The organism is Nonomuraea sp. PA05 (assembly GCF_008086045.1).
Classification (GTDB): domain Bacteria; phylum Actinomycetota; class Actinomycetes; order Streptosporangiales; family Streptosporangiaceae; genus Nonomuraea; species Nonomuraea monospora.
Genome location: NZ_VSEY01000031.1, coordinates 107,938 through 122,992, shown reverse-complemented (window position 1 = coordinate 122,992; position 15,055 = coordinate 107,938). Strand labels below are relative to the sequence as shown.

8 protein-coding genes and 1 pseudogene are annotated in these 15,055 nt (G+C 72.2%); 4 read left to right on the top strand and 5 right to left on the bottom strand.

Features of this window, described 5'->3' with window-relative positions; translation table 11 throughout:
• Window positions 1–36 precede the first annotated feature (36 nt).
• From FXF51_RS63915 to nhaC, 4 genes and pseudogenes are all read right to left on the bottom strand, one after another.
• Window positions 37–189 (bottom strand): annotated as a pseudogene (locus FXF51_RS63915) (HAD hydrolase-like protein); the annotation flags it as partial.
• Window positions 190–279: 90 nt separating this feature from the next.
• Window positions 280–1,539, bottom strand: coding sequence for an arginine deiminase (locus FXF51_RS39795; RefSeq protein WP_148439938.1), 1,260 nt, complete (start codon window positions 1,537–1,539; stop codon window positions 280–282).
• A 28-nt stretch (window positions 1,540–1,567) separates the two neighbouring features.
• A complete protein-coding gene (locus FXF51_RS39790) occupies window positions 1,568–3,013 on the bottom strand; it encodes a basic amino acid/polyamine antiporter (RefSeq protein ID WP_262380123.1) in 1,446 nt (481 codons plus the stop codon).
• Entirely contained in the window at window positions 3,010–4,521 is a 1,512-nt protein-coding gene (gene nhaC, locus FXF51_RS39785; RefSeq protein WP_222871654.1) for a Na+/H+ antiporter NhaC, read from the bottom strand. Before nhaC ends, FXF51_RS39790 begins: the two co-directional genes overlap by 4 nt.
• Before the next feature lie 234 nt (window positions 4,522–4,755).
• Here nhaC and FXF51_RS39780 point away from each other — a divergent pair, with 234 nt between their 5' ends.
• The 4 genes from FXF51_RS39780 (at window position 4,756) to FXF51_RS61215 (ending at window position 13,900) form a co-directional block, all read left to right on the top strand.
• The gene (locus tag FXF51_RS39780; RefSeq protein ID WP_148439937.1) at window positions 4,756–5,304 is read left to right on the top strand and encodes an EF-hand domain-containing protein; all 549 of its coding nucleotides are present in this window, start codon (window positions 4,756–4,758) and stop codon (window positions 5,302–5,304) included.
• Between the two features lie 66 nt (window positions 5,305–5,370).
• Window positions 5,371–12,630 carry a type I polyketide synthase gene (locus FXF51_RS39775; protein ID WP_148439936.1) on the top strand — a complete coding sequence of 2,420 codons (7,260 nt, stop codon included), beginning with the start codon at window positions 5,371–5,373 and terminating at the stop codon, window positions 12,628–12,630.
• Window positions 12,627–13,736 carry a thioester reductase domain-containing protein gene (locus FXF51_RS39770; protein ID WP_148439935.1) on the top strand — a complete coding sequence of 370 codons (1,110 nt, stop codon included), beginning with the start codon at window positions 12,627–12,629 and terminating at the stop codon, window positions 13,734–13,736. The genes FXF51_RS39775 and FXF51_RS39770 overlap by 4 nt, the downstream gene beginning before the upstream one ends.
• Window positions 13,733–13,900 (top strand): hypothetical protein, encoded by a 168-nt coding sequence (locus FXF51_RS61215; protein ID WP_187414822.1) that lies wholly within the window; start codon window positions 13,733–13,735, stop codon window positions 13,898–13,900. Before FXF51_RS39770 ends, FXF51_RS61215 begins: the two co-directional genes overlap by 4 nt.
• Here the strand turns inward: FXF51_RS61215 and FXF51_RS39765 are convergent.
• On the bottom strand, window positions 13,863–15,020 hold the full coding sequence (locus FXF51_RS39765; RefSeq protein ID WP_148439934.1) for an FAD-dependent oxidoreductase: 1,158 nt from the start codon (window positions 15,018–15,020) through the stop codon (window positions 13,863–13,865). The genes FXF51_RS61215 and FXF51_RS39765 overlap by 38 nt on opposite strands.
• Window positions 15,021–15,055: the final 35 nt, after the last annotated feature.

Sequence of the window (15,055 nt, the reverse complement as noted above, 5' to 3'; positions counted from 1 at the left end):
GTCATCGGGTGAGACGCCCAGCAGCCCGCCGAAGGCCCGTTCGAGCGGCAGCCCGATCGTCGCGCGGATGGCCGCGGCCTCCGGCGCGGTGACGCCCAGCGCGCCGAACGCGGCGGTGAAGGTCTCCACGATCGCGCGCGGGGAGTCGACGAGGGTGCCGTCGAGGTCGAAGACGGTCAGGTGGCGCATGACATCCTCTCCGGCCGCGAAGCCGTGGGGTGAGGGAGGGCTGCGAACCTCACCGTAAGCGCCTACTTGCTGGTTCATGGGGAATTTCGTTCAGACGGGATCGCGCTGGATGGGGCAGGTCATGCAGTGGGTGCCGCCGCGGCCCTTGCCGAGCTCGAAGCCCTCGATCTCGATGACCTCCACACCGTGCTCACGCAGCTTGCGGTTGGTGAACTGGTTCTTGTGATAGCCGACGACCACGCCCGGGGCCAGGGCGAAGAAGTTGTTGCCGGAGTCCCACTGCTCGCGGGCCTGCTGGTAGTCGTCGCCGCCGGTGGGCACGATGTCCAGGCGCGGGATGCGCAGCGCGTTCTCCAGGGCCGGAAGCAGGCCCGGCTCGCGGTGGACGTCGAGGGTGCCGCTCTTGTCGCCCGGCCGCAGGCTGTAGGCGACGGCCGCTTCCAGGAACGGCGGGAAGGCGCTGGCCTTGTCGGCGTCCAGGAAGGTGAAGACGGTGTCCAGGTGCATGTAGGAGCGGGCCTTGGGCACCTCCACGGCGATGACCCGCTCGGCGGCCCCCGCGGCGAACAGTGACATGGCGAGATGCTCGATCGTGCGCGGGTTGGTGCGTTCGCTGATCCCGATCACCACCGTCGCGTTGCCGATGGGCATCATGTCGCCGCCCTCCATGGCGGCGTTGCCGTAGGACTCCTCGTTGAAGCGGTCGTCCTCGCCCGCGTAGGGGTACCAGTAGCCGAAGTCCTCGCCGGCGAACATCGGATGGTGGTGGTAGATGGTGGACTGGTTCATCGTCTCCAGCAGCCGGACGTGGAAGTACATCGGATTGAGCGACACCCCGCCGTACAGCCAGGCAGCGGGATCGCGCTGGTAGAGCGAGTTGGGCAGCGCGGGCAGGATGAACTCGCGCGGGTGGCAGGAGGCGGCCACCAGCGAGCGGCCGTCCAGGTCGGCCACGCCGAACTCTTCCTTGGTCAGGCCGCCGATGAGGTGCCTGGCCAGCTTGTCCCCGCTCCATCCGGCCAGGGTCTCGCGGACGCCGTCCACCAGGGCAGGGCCGACGGTCAGATGGGTGACGGCGTGCTCGACGGCGCGCTGCTTGGCCTCGAAGCTCGCCTCCAGCGCCTGGGCGAGCAGCTCGTGGTGGTGGTACACCTCGATCCCGCGCTCGCGCATCACCTGGACGAAGGCGTCGTGCTCGGCCTGTGCCTGCTCCACCCACAGGATGTCGTCGAACAGCAGCTCGTGGTTGTTGGACGGGGTGAGCCGGCGCAGCGACAGGTCCGGCCGGTGCACGATGACCTTGCGCAGGGCGCCCACCTCGGAGTGCACCCCGTAGGGCTGATCGCTCACTGGTGTGTTCGTCCTCTCTGTGTACGGACTAGATGGTGATGCGGCCGGTGACCAGGCCGGTGATGCCGAGGATCGCTCCGGCGGCGACGACGGCGAACAGGATCAGCTCCGGGGTGGAGAAGGGGCGCAGCCCGCGTTCCCGGCGGGTCAGGACGAACAGGATGGTGCCGGGGGCGTAGACGACGCACGACAGCAGCACGAACTTCAGCCCTGCCGCGACGATCAGGAAGGCGGTGTAGGCGGTGGCGAGCGCCGCGATCGTCAAATCCTTGCCGCGGCCCGCGGGGGTGTCGCGGTAGGTCTCGCCGGTGAGGGCGAGGCGCAGCGCGTACCCGGCGGCGAGCAGGTAGGGGATCAGCGACAGCGCGCTGGTCAGCTCCAGCGTGAAGGTGAAGGCGTCGTCGGAGAACACGGTGACGGCCAGCACGGCGGTGATGAGCGTGCTGGTCATGACGAGAGCGGGGACCGGCACCTCGCGCTCGTTCTCGCGGGCGAGGAAGGCGGGCATGTCATGGTCCTTGGCGGCCACGAACAGCACCTCGGCGGCCATCAGCGTCCACGCCAGGTACGCGCCGAGCACCGAGACGATCAGCCCGGCGCCGATCAGTGCCGCGCCCCACGCGCCCACGACCGACTCCAGCACGCCGCCCATGGACGGCTGGCGCAGCTTCGCCGTCTCGTCCTTGGGCAGCACGCCGTAGGACAGGATGGTCACCGAGGCGAACAACGCGAGGACGGCCAGGAAGCCCAGCACGGTGGCCCGGCCCACGTCCGCGCGCCGGCGGGCGTAGCGGGAGTAGACGCTCGCCCCCTCCACCCCCAGGAACACGAACACGGTCACCAGCATGGTCGCCCTGACCTGCTCGAACAGCGCGCCGGGGGTGCGTGCGGCGTCGGCCCACAGGTTCGGGCCGAACACGTCGCCGCGCAACGCCACCGCCAGGATCACGACGAACAGCAGAATCGGCAGGAGCTTGGCGACCGTGACGATCTGGTTGATCCTGGCCGCCTCGCGTACGCCGCGCATGATCATGAAGTGGAAGGCCCACACGCCGACCGCAGAGACCGCCACCGCGGCGATCGTGGCGCCCTCGCCGAACGCGGGGACCACCGCGCCGAGGGTCGACTTGATCAGCACCCAGTACGAGACGTTGCCCACGCACGCGCTGGCCCAGTAGCCGAAGGCGGAGAAGAAGCCCGGGTAGTCGCCGAACCCCGCCTTGGCGTAGGCGTACACGCCGGCGTCCAGGTGCGGCTTGCGCACCGCCAGCGTCTGGAAGACGAAGGCGAGCATCAGCATGCCCACCCCGGCGATCAGCCAGGCGCCGACCGCGCCGAGCACCCCGGTGGCCTGGGCGAAGTTGCGCGGCAGCGAGAACACGCCGGCGCCGACCATCGATCCGACCACCATCGCGGTCAGGACCGTCAGCGACATCTTCCGCGCGCCCTCGGTGTGCGTGCTGGTCTGGCTCACGATGGCGACCCGCCCTTCACGTCCTGGTCCGGTGCGTGCTGCGGCGGGAGCCGCTCGATCCTGAAGCCGGTGACGCCGTACACCATGCTGAGCAGCGGGCTGGCGATGTTGAAGAAGCAGAACGGCAGGTAGGCGAGGGTCGGCACGCCCAGCACCGCGCCCATGAACGCCCCGCAGGAGTTCCAGGGCACCAGCGGTGAGGTGACCGTCCCGCTGTCGGCGGCCAGGCGCGACAGGTTCGCCGGCGCCAGGCCGCGCCGGGCGAACTCGGCCCGGTAGATCCGGGTCGGCAACACCAGCGCGATGTACTGGTCGCCGGCGATGAGGTTGAGGCCGAAGGCGCTGGCGAAGACCGTCACGAACAACCGGCCGGTGCTCCTGGCCGCCCGCACCATCGGCTCGATGAGCCGGTTGAGCAGCCCGAACTCCTCCAGCAGGGTGCCGAACGTGACCGCGCCGATGATCAGCCACAGGGTGGGCAGCATGCTGTCCATCCCGCCGCGCGACAGCAGCCGGTCGACGTCGGCGAGGCCCGAGCTCTTCTCGAACCCGTTCGCCATGGCCCGCCAGACCGCCTTGATCCCGGCGGCGACCGAGTTCAGGGCGGGTTCGCCGACGAACGCGCGGATCACCGCGGGCTGCGTGAAGACGCCCACGATCCCGGCGAAGATCGCCGCTGCCATGAGCGCCAGTGTCGCCGGCACCTTGCGTACCGACAGCACGACCAGCAGGAGCAGCGGCAGCAGGTTGAGCGGGGTGATCCAGTAGAGGTCGCCGAGAGCGGCCAGTTCTCCGGCGGTGTCCCCGAGGTCTGTCGCGGCGGGGCCCCAGATCTGCCCGATCAGCAGGAACAGCGCGAAGGCGATGACGAAGGCGGGGATGGACGTCCATGCCTGGCGCTTGATGTGCTCGTAGACGTTCACCCGGACCATCTGCGCGGTCAGCACGGTGGTCTCCGACAGTGGTGACAGCTTGTCTCCCAGGTACGCGCCGGAGATCACCGCCCCGGCGGTGATCGGCGCCGACACGCCCAGCATGGTCGCGATGCCCACCAGGCCGACCCCGACCGTCGCCGCCGTGGTCCAGGAGCTGCCGATCGACATGGCCACGATGCCGCAGATCAGCGCGGTGGCGGCGTAGTACCACCCGGGCGACAGCACCTGGATCCCGTAGGAGACCAGGGTCGGGATAGTCCCCGACATGTTCCAGGTGCCGATCAGCGCGCCCACCGCGAGCAGGATGAAGACCGCGCTGGTGATCGAGGACAGCGCCCGTTGCCCGCTGGCCTCGATCTCCTCCCAGCGGTGCCCGTTCTTCAGCACCACCAGCATCGCGACCAGCGCGCACAACACGAGGGCGACCTGCATCGGGCCGTCGAGGGCGTCCAGGCCGAACAACGCCAGCGATCCGCCGACCAGCGCCACCAGCGCGGTCAGGACGATGATCAGATCGGCCAGCGACGGCGCGCGCGTTGCGCGGCCAGCGTCCTGTTGCCCGCCGTCCTTCACGCTGTCACCCGTCGCCCCCCGAGGTACCCCGCTGTCCTGCTCGGCGAGCTACCCGTTACCTGCTCCCGGAATGGCTACAACCAGGTCAAGTTCCCCCAGGTCATGTGCGGGCGCCCGCCTGCTCGTCCGCGGCGGACAACGACTGGACTCCCGGCTGTGGGGTTCATGAGCTTGACTACGGAGAGTAATTATTTGATTATTCTTTGTAGTTGATCGATCACAGGAGGGCAGGGCGTGCTCACAGCGCTGCAGAACCGCAAGCTCGACAAGGCGTTCCATCACATGGACGTCAACCACAACGGAGATCTGGAGCTCGACGATCTCATCGCCCTGGGGATCAGGGTGCTGGCCGCCTTCGGCGTCAACCCCGAGAGCGACCAGGCAAGCCGCCTGTTCGGGGCCTACACCGACTTCTGGGAAGTCCTGCTCGCCAAGATCGACCTGGACGGCGACCGCAAGATCAGCCGCGAGGAGTACCGGCTCGGGATGAAGGCGGCCTTCATCGACGACCCCGCCGGTTACGAGCGGGCCCTGCGACCGGCCATCCAGGCGACCCTCGACGTCACTGACGTCAACGGCAACCACGTTCTGGACCTGGAGGAGTTCCAGCGGTTCCAGTCCGCCTTCGGCACCAGCCCGCAGGACGCGGAGCTCGCGTTCAAGAAGATCGACACCGACGGCAGCGGCGCGCTCAGCATCGAGGAGCTGGTGGAGGCCGGCCGGCAGTTCTACCTCAGCGCGGACCCGGACCTGACCGGCAACTGGCTCTTCGGACCGGTCTGAGCCAACCGACAACGGCCGCTTGCCACCCCAGGGGCAGGCGGCCTCCGCCTGAGGAAACGGGGGGTCATGCGGGAACCGTTGGCGATCGTGGGAGTCGGCTGCCGCCTGCCGGGCGGCATCGAGGATCTCCAGAGCTTGTGGGAGGCGCTGGTCGCGGGAAGCGACCTGGTGACGGAGGTGCCGGCCGACCGGTTCGATCCGGGCTGGTTCGTCGATCGCGCGACCAGGCGGCCCGGAAAGAGCTACGCCGCACACGGGGCGTTCCTGGACGACCTCGCCGGATTCGACGCCGCCTACTTCGGCATCGCGCCCAAGGAGGCCGACCGGCTCGACCCGCAGCAGCGGCTGATGCTGGAGCTCGCCGTCGAGGCGCTCGACGACGCCGCCATCGACCCGGCCTCCCTCGCGGGATCCGACACCGCGGTGTTCACAGGCGTGTTCAACGGCGACTACGGCAACCTCCAGTGTCGCGACCCCGCCGGCCTCAACGCCTACTCCGTCGCCGGCTGGACCTTCGGCAACACCGCCAACCGGGTCTCCTACGGCCTGGACCTGCGCGGCCCCAGCCTCGCCATCGACACCGCCTGCTCCTCCGCCCTGGTCGCCCTGCACGAGGCGGCCCACGCCGTCCGGTCGGGGCAGGCCGGGATCGCCCTGGCCGGCGGCGTCAACGTGCTGCTCGACCCGCTCTCCTTCGTCGGCCTGTCCCAGGCCTCCATGCTGTCGGCGCGCGGCCGATGCCAGGCCTTCTCCGCCGACGCCGACGGTTACGTACGCGGTGAGGGCGCCGGCATGGTCGTGCTCAAGACGCTCGCCCGCGCGCAGGCCGACGGCGACCGGATCCACGCCGTCCTCCTGGACACCGGCACCAACGCCGACGGCCGCACACCCGGCCTCACCCACCCAGGCGTCGAGAGCCAGACGCGGCTCCTTGAGACGATCTACGCGGACGTCGAGGTGGACGACCTCGTCTACTGGGAGGCGCACGGCACCGGCACCCCCGTCGGCGATCCCGTCGAATGCGAGGCGGTCGGCCGGGCCGTCGGGTCGCGCCGCTCGCCCGGCAACGCGCTGCCGATCGGGTCGATCAAGACGAACATGGGGCATCTGGAGTCGGCGGCGGGCATGGCGGGGCTGATGAAGGCGCTGCTGGTGCTGCGGCACGGGTCGATCCCGCCCTCGCTGCACGCCGAGGTGCTCAACCCGGGCATCGACTGGGCGGGGCTCGGGCTGTCGCCGGTTCGTGAGCAGCGGTGTGCCGCGCGGGTGGAGCGGGCGCTCGCCGGGGTGAGCTCGTTCGGCTTCGGCGGCGTCAACGCCCACGCCCTGCTGGCGGCACCACCGCAACAAGCAGCACCACCAGCGGCGGCCCCGCCGAGTGCGCCACTGCAGCAGGCAGCGCCGCTGAGCGCCCCCGTGCCGAGCACGCCACCGCGAGCCGTACCCCTGATCGTTTCCGGCCGCACCCCTGCCGCCGCCATCGAGCTGGCCCAACGCGTGGCCGACCAGTGCGAGACGCTGCCCTGCGACCACTTCTACGACCTGGCCCACACCCTCACCCGCCGCCGCGGCCACCGCGAACACCGCATCTCGGTGCTCGCCACCACCCCTGCTGAGGCCGCCACGCTCCTGCGGGAGGCCCAGCCGGCGGCGGCCGAGCAGGACGGCAGGATCGCCGTGGCCTTCGGCGGCGCGGGCACCCCATGGCCGGGCATGGCCGACGACCTCATGGCGACGGATCCGCACTTCCGCGACACGATCAAGCACATCGGCAAGCTGCTGTCCAAGCACGTGACCTGGTCGCTGGAAGCCGAGCTGGCCGCCCCGGCGAGCCGCTCCCGGCTGGCGACGGCCGAGGTCGGCCAGCCCGCGATCTTCGCGATGCAGATGGGCATCCTGCAAGTCCTGAAAAGTCAGGGCCTGGTGCCTGATGTCGTGTTCGGGCACAGCGTGGGGGAGATCGCCGCCGCCTGCGCCTCAGGAGCCCTCGACCTCGACAACGCCGTCCTCCTCTGCGCCGAACGCGGCCGGGCCCAGCAACTCGCCATGGGCCAGGGCGGCATGGCCGCGCTGGGCCTGCCCCCCGGCCAGGCCGCGGAGGTCATCGAGCCGTACGACCTGGAGATCGCCGCGATCAACAGCGACCGCGACGTGACGGTGGCGGGCCCCGGCGAGGCGCTGGAACGGCTGGAGGCGGAGCTGGCGGGCAAGGACGTCTTCTTCCGCCGCCTCCTCGTGGACTTCGCCTTCCACAGCCGCGCCATGGACCCCGTCCAGCCGGGCCTGGCCGAGGCGCTGGCCGGGCTGACGACCGCGTCCCCGGCCATCCCGATGATCTCGACGGTCACCGGCCGGCCGATCGACGGCCCCCTGGACGCCGCGTACTGGTGGCGCAACGTCCGCCGGCCGGTGCTGTTCGGCCAGGCGGCCGCCCACCTGGCCGACGCGGGGTTCCGCATCTTCCTGGAGGTCGGCCCGCACTCCGTCCTGCAGACGTATCTGAAGCGGGCCGGACGGCAGCTCACCGTCCTGCCCACGCTCCGGCGCGACGCGCCGGGCTCGCCCGCGCTCCGGACGGCCGCCGCCGGGCTGCTCGCCGCCGGCGCGAAAGCCGACTGGACGGCGTTCTTCCCCCGCCCCGGACGGGTGCTCGACCTGCCCGCCTACCCGTGGCAGCGCGAACGCCACTGGCACGGCGAGGCCGACTGGTGGGCGCCCCGGCTGGAGCATCCGCTGCTCGGCGCGCGTACGCAGGCGCTGGACCCGACCTGGAGCGCCCCGCTGGACCTGGCCAGGGTGCCATGGGTGAGCGATCACCGGGTGGGCGGAGCCGTGGTGGTGCCCGCCGTCGGGTTCGTCGAGATGGCGCTCGCGGCCGGTGCGGAGACGCTCGACGGGCCGGTGGAGGTGCTGGACGTGGAGGTGCTGAGCCCGCTGGCCATCCCCGACGGGCAGGCGCCTCACGTTCAGGTGTCGGTGTCCGAGGACGGCGGGGTGCGGATCGCCTCCAGGGCCGGCGCGCAGGGGGAGTGGCAGGTGCACGCCCGCTGCCGGGTACGCCAGGCCGTCTCGCCGACGACGCCACCGACACCCAGCCCGGCCGCGGACCCAGCCGCGGCCCCGGCTGCGGACCCGGCTGCGGACCCGGCGGTGGAGCTCAGCGCGGACGAGTTCTACGCCCTGGCCACCCAAGCCGGTTTCACCTACGGCCCGGCGTTCCGCGGCGTGCGAAGCGTCCGCATCTCGGGCACCCGCTCCCTCGGCCGGTACCACTTCACCGAGCCGTCCACCACCGTCTACCAAGCGCACCCCGCCCTGGTGGACGCCGCCCTGCAAACGGGCCTGGCCATCCTGTGGCAACTCGGCGAGGAACCCACCGCCTACGTCCCGATCTCCTTCGAACGCGTCAGGCTGTGGCGCCAACCACCAGGCAAGGGCCTGGTCCACGCCGGCCTCCGCCCGCGCACCGACCCGCGCGAGGCGACCGTGGACTTCACCGTCACCGACACCTCCGGCGTGCCCGTGATGGAGCTGACCGGCTGCCGGGTACGCCGCCTGCCCGGCGAGGAAGCCCCCGCCCGGCACGTGACGGTGATGCGCGCGGCCCCGCGCCCCGGCCCATCGACTGGCCCCGCCATCACCATGACGGAGTTGCTCACGAGGGTGGAACCGCACCGCCTCGCCCTGCGCGACCGGCTGCTGGCCCGCAGCGACCGGCACCACCGCTTCATGACCGCCTACCGAAGGCTGGCCGCCCATTACACCGCCCGGACGATGCGTGACCTCGCGGGCGAGAGCTGGAGCCTGGCCGACCTCGTCCAGGCCGGAATGCAGCCGAAGTACACGCGCCTCGCCCGCACCCTGTGCGCCCAGTCCGGCGAGCTGTGCGAGCCGACGGGGGAGGGAAGCCGGTGGGCGACCGGCGACCCTGACCCCCTGTTCGCCGACGCCCTGTTCGACTTCCCGGAGTACGCGGCCGAGCTGCAGCTCCTCGGCCACTGCGGGCGGCACCTGACCGAGGTGCTGCGCGGTGACAAGGACCCCGTCGAGGTCGTCTTCCCGCAGGGCGGCCTCCAGGCCGCCGAACACTTCTACGACAGCGGCCCGGTCCTGCGGCCCACGAACCTGCTGGTCAGATCCGTGCTCGAAGAGCTGGTCGCCGCCTGGCCCGACGGCCGCCCCCTGCGCGTCCTGGAGGTGGGCGCGGGAACGGGCGGCATGACCGCCGCCGTCCTGCCCACGCTGCCGCCCGAGCGGACCCGCTACACCTTCACCGACCTCTCGCCCGCCTTCCTCACCTCGGCGGCGGCCCGCTTCAAGTCCTTCGACTTCGTCGACTACCGGGTGCTGGACCTGGAGGAGGACTGCGCGGAACTGGAAGCGGGCTTCGACGTCGTCATCGCGGCGAACGTCGCGCACGCCACCACCGACCTGGAGGCGACGCTCGGCCGGATCACCCGCCTGCTGGCCGACGACGGCTTCCTGCTGCTGGGCGAGACCCTCGACGCGGGCCCGACGACCATGATCTTCGGCCTGCTGGACGGCTGGTGGTCGGCCACCGACACCGCCCTGCGTCCCGGTGGCCCGCTGATCCGGACAGCCGACTGGCTGCGGCTGCTGCCGCGCTGCGGGCTCGCGGAACCTGCCGAGCTGCGCGCCGAGGAGGAGCCGGTGGGCATCGACACGGCGCTCTTCGTGGCCACCCGCGAGCCGAGGGCCGAAGCGGCTCCTCCAGCGCCCGCCGCGTCAGGGGACTGGCTGATCGTCACCGAGTCGGGCCGCGACCGGGCGCTGGCCGAGGCGGTGGCGGGCGAGCTGAATCGAGCCGGGGCCAGGGCCGAGGTCTCGTCCGGTCCGCGACCGGCACGCCACGTCGTCTACCTCCTCGACGGCGACCACGCCACAGCGGACGCCGACCCGGCGAGCTGCGCGCAGCGCGTCGTCTCAGCCACCACGACCCTCAACGCGCTCGCCGCCGCCCCACCGGCCGATGCCGTGTTCTGGCTCGTCACCCGCCCCTCAGGCACGTTCCCCGCCCCGGAACGCCCGGACTTCCCCGGCGACGCCGCGCTGTGGGGAGTCGCCCGCTGCCTGTCCAACGAGACACCCGGTCTCACCGTACGGAAGATCTCGCTGGAACGAGGCGCGAGCGACGCCCAGCGCCTCGCGGCCGAACTGCTCGCACCTGACGAAGAGGACGAGGTGGTGCTGACCACCGAGGGCCGGTTCGTGCCCCGGTTGCGCCCCGCCCAGGAGCCCACCGCGACCGGGACCGAGCCCCGCGCCCTGCGGCTGCGCAACCAGGGCCCGGCCTTCCGCCTCGACTGGACGCCCATGGAGATGCCGGCTCCCGGCCCAGGCCAGGTGACGGTGGAGGTGAGGGCGGCGGGCGTCAACTACCGCAACGTGCTGTGGGCGCTGGGCAGGCTGCCCGCGGACGCGGCGGGCGGCCCCAGCCACGAACGCGTCTACGGCTTCGACTGCGCAGGGGTGGTGACGGCGGTCGGCGCGCAGGTCCACGACCTGGCGCCGGGTGACCGCGTCTTCGCCGCCGCCGAACACCCCCTCGCCTCGCACGTGGTGCTGGACCGCGACGCGCTGGCCCGCATCCCCGGCACGATGGGGTACGCCGAGGCCGCCACACTGCCCGTCGCCTTCCTCACCGTCCGCCTCGCCCTGGCCGACGACCCCGTACGGCTGGCCCAGGGCGAGACGGTGCTGGTGCACGGCGCCTCCGGCGGCGTCGGCCTGGCCGCGATCCAGCACGCCAAGCTGGCCGGAGCCAAGGTGATCGCGACAGCGAGCACGCCTGGCAAACGCGACCTGCTCCAAGCGCTGGGCGTGGACCACGTCCTGGACTCACGCGGCCTGCGCTTCGCCGCCGAGGTCAGGGCGATCACCGAGGGCCGGGGCGTGGACGTGGTGCTGAACTCGCTCGCGGGCGACGCCCTGGCCGAGGGGGTGGAGCTGCTGCGCCCCCGCGGCCGGTTCGTCGAGCTGGGCAAGCATGACCTGTTCTCCGGCGGCGGGCTGGCGCTGCGTCTGCTGCGCGGCAACGTCTCGTTCGTCACCGTCGATCTCAAGCAGATCGCCGAACGAATGCCCCAGGTGGCGCACCGGCAGCTCGCGGAGATCGCGCAGCGGGTCGAGGCGGGCACGTACCGGGCGCTGCCGTACCGGAGCTTCCCGGAGGGGCGCGTCACCGAAGCCTTCGAACAGATGCGGCACTCCCGGCACATCGGCAAGCTCGTCATCGAGTTCGAGCCGTCCGCCCTGGCCACGCGAGCGCGCGGGCTGGATCCGGACGGGGTCTACCTGGTCACCGGCGGTCTGGGCGGGTTCGGCGCGCGGGCGGCCCACTGGCTGGCGCGGCAGGGCGCCAGGCGGATCGCGCTGGCCGGCAGGCGCGGCCTGGACGGGCCGGAGGCGCGGCAGGCGGTGGCGGCGCTGACCGCACTGGGCGTGGAGGTGACCGCGCACCGGGCCGACGTCACCGACCTGGAGGCGATGCGCGCGATCGTCGGGCCCGAGGTGAAGGGCGTGGTGCACGCGGCGATGGTGCTCCAGGACGTGCCGCTGGCCAAGCTGACGCCGGAGCTGATGCTGGCCGCGCTGGAGCCGAAGCTGCGCGGGGCGCTGGTGCTCGACCGGCTGGCGCCGTCGGCGGAGCTGTTCGTGCTGTTCTCCTCGGTGACGGCGACGGTCGGCAACGTCAGGCAGGCCAACTACGCGGCAGGCAACCTGTTCTGCGAGGCCTTGGCCAGGGCGCGCCGGGCACGTGGAAGGAGCGGCCTGGCGGTCGCGTGGGGAGCGGTCGGCGAGGTCGGCTACCTGGCGCGAACCAGCGAGGCGGAGCAGTTCGTGTCCCGGTGGACCAGCCCGATGAAACCGGCCAGGGCGCTGCCGGCGATCGGCGAGCTGCTCGCCCAGGACGTGGACGTCGCCCTGGTCGGCTCGGTCGACTGGGACGGCGCCCGCCTGCTGTTCCCCTCCCTGGACGGGCCCAGGTTCTCCGCCGTGCGCTCCGCCGGCCCGGCCGCGCCGGCCGCGGACCTGCGCGAGCTGGTGAAGGCGGGCGACGGCGCCGAGCCGCTGGTCACCGACGCCGTCATCCGGCTGCTGGCCGAGGTGCTGCAGGCGGAACCCGCGGGCATCGCGCCGCACCGGCCGCTGGACGAGCTGGGCGTCGACTCCCTGATGAGAGCCGAGTTGCAGGGGGCGATCTGGCGCCGCCTCGGCTGCGACATCCCGATCATGGCCATCGGGCCGGGCACCAGCGCCGGTGAGCTGGCCGGTCAGGTTCTCGCCCGGCTGCGTGCCCGGTGAGCGTCCTGGTGACGGGGGCCACCGGGTTCCTCGGCGGCCACCTGTGCGCGCTGCTGCTGCGCTCGGAGCAGGTCTGCTGCGTGGTGCGGGGCCGTACCGACCAGGGCGCGGAGGCGCGGTTGCGCGCCCATCTGACCAGGCTGGGCGGCCCGTTCGAGCCGGAACGGCTGACGGTGGTGCGCGGCGACCTGAGCCGGCCGCGCATGGGCCTGCCGGCCGCCGTCTACACGAGGCTGGCCGAGCGGGTGGAGACGGTCTACCACTGCGCGGCGACGGTGAACCTGGCCGCCTCGTGCGAGCATCTCGTCCCGGGCAACGTGACCGCGACGCGGGAGGTCGTGCGGTTCGCCCGCCACCGCAGGACCAAGGCGCTCCATCACGTCTCGTCCGTCGCGGTCTTCGCCGCCGCCCGCGAGCTGGGCTGCGCGGAGGTGGACGAGGCCACGGAGCCGATCCTGGCGATGAGCGGCGGGCTGGGTTACGGCCAGTCGAAGTTCCACGGCGAGGAGCAGGTGCGCCTGGCCGCCGCGGAAGGGTTGCCCGTCACCGTCTACCGGCCGGGCGCCATCCTCGGGCACAGCCGCGACTGGCAGTTCTCCGACACCGACCTGTGGACCCGGCTGGTCCGCGCCGCCGTCGAGGTGGGCGCGGCCCCGGACAGCCCGGCCACCATGCCGGGCGCGCCCGTGGACCACACCGCCGCGATGATCGTCGAGCTGTCCCGGTCGTCCAGCGCGGCGGGGCGGGTCTTCCACCCCAACTACCTGGAGCCGATCCGGGTCGGCGACGTCTTCGACCGGGTGCGGGCGGCCGGCTGCGATTTGCCGGCCGTCGACCCGGCCGACTGGAAGCAGGCGCTGCTGCGCCACGCCCACCTGCCGGCCTCCGGGCTGGTCCTGGCGTGCTGGGCGGGCATCGCCTACATGGTGGTGCCCGAGCCGCGCTACCTGCCTCCCTGCTCTCGCGCGCGGCTCACCACGTCGGTGGCGCCGCTGCCGGAGCCCGCGCTGGACGAGGCGTACTTCGCCCGGATGCTGGCGGGCATCGCGGAGCGCGGCCATATCCCGAAGATCAACCAACTGAGCAATCCCTCATCGCCGCCATGACCAAGAAGGGCAACGGCCTGGTCGGACCGCTCAACGAGGCGCTCAACACCGTCATCGGGAACGGCACGTACCAGCAGGTGCCCGAACGATGGGGGCCGGCCAACGAGGCGATCCCCGAGTCGCGGGTCAACCCGCCCGGCCTGCCCCGCCAGGCGCCGTCGTGACCGAGGGGCCGGGGTGCACGTCGTCGAAGACGGCGAGAGCGGCGGCGGGGTCCGGGCTGACGAGGCGTTCCAGCCAGGCCGCCGTCATCTTCGCCCATCGGCCGGCCCGTGCCTGCATCTGCTCCTCGAAGGCGCGGACGGCCTCGTCCGGATCGCCGCCGGCGGCGACGGACTCGGCGAGCTCCGCACCCTCCAGCATGGCGAGGTTCGCGCCCACGCCCAGCGGCGGCATCAGGTGGGCGGCGTCGCCCAGCAGCGTCACACCCGGCACGTGGGCCCAGGTGTGGGAGACGGGCAGGACGTGGAGGGGGCGGCGGACGAAGGCGGTGCCGTGCCTGAGGAGTTCGAGCACGGGCGCGGTCCAGCCGTCGAACAGGGCCAGCAGGCCCGACCGCACCGCGTCGGCGTCGGCCCAGTCGAGGTCCGCCTGCCAGTCCAGCGGCGCGCGGAACTGGGCGTACACCTTGACGTGGCCGCCGCTGTTGCGCTGGGCGACGAGGGCGCGGTTGGGGCCGTACACGGCGACGGAGCCGTCGCCGATCAGGCGGGCCAGCTCCGGCCGGCGGTGGTCGACGTCGTCCAGGGAGGTCTCCACGTACGTGATGCCGGTGTAGTGCGGCGTCGCGGACGAGACCGCCGGACGGACCCGTGACCAGGCGCCGTCCGCGCCGACCACGAGGTCGAACGTCTCCTGCCGCCCGTCGGCGAAACGCACCAGCACACCGTCGCCCGTCCCTGGCAGCACCTCCGTGACGCCTTGCCCCCATCGCACGTCCATGGAGCCGAGCAGCAGGTCGCGGAGTTGTCCCCGGTCGATCTCGGGGTTGGCCCGCTCGTCCGGATCGGCGGGCCAGTCGCGCAGGACGGTCCCGTCCACGTCCAGGATGCGCATGGCCTGCCCCTCGGGACGGGACAGCGGCAGGAAGTCCGCCAGCAGTCCGGCCTTGCGCAGGGCGAGCTGGCCCATGCCTTCGTGCAGGTCCAGCGTGCCGCCCGGGGGACGGGCGTCGCGGGAGGGGTCGCGTTCGAGGACGGTGACGGGGCGGTCGTGACGGTGCATGACGCGCGCGAACGTCAGGCCGGCGGGGCCGGCACCGACAACGGCTATACGGTGGCTCATGTCGATACACTGTATTTGCCCGATGCGGCGTATCG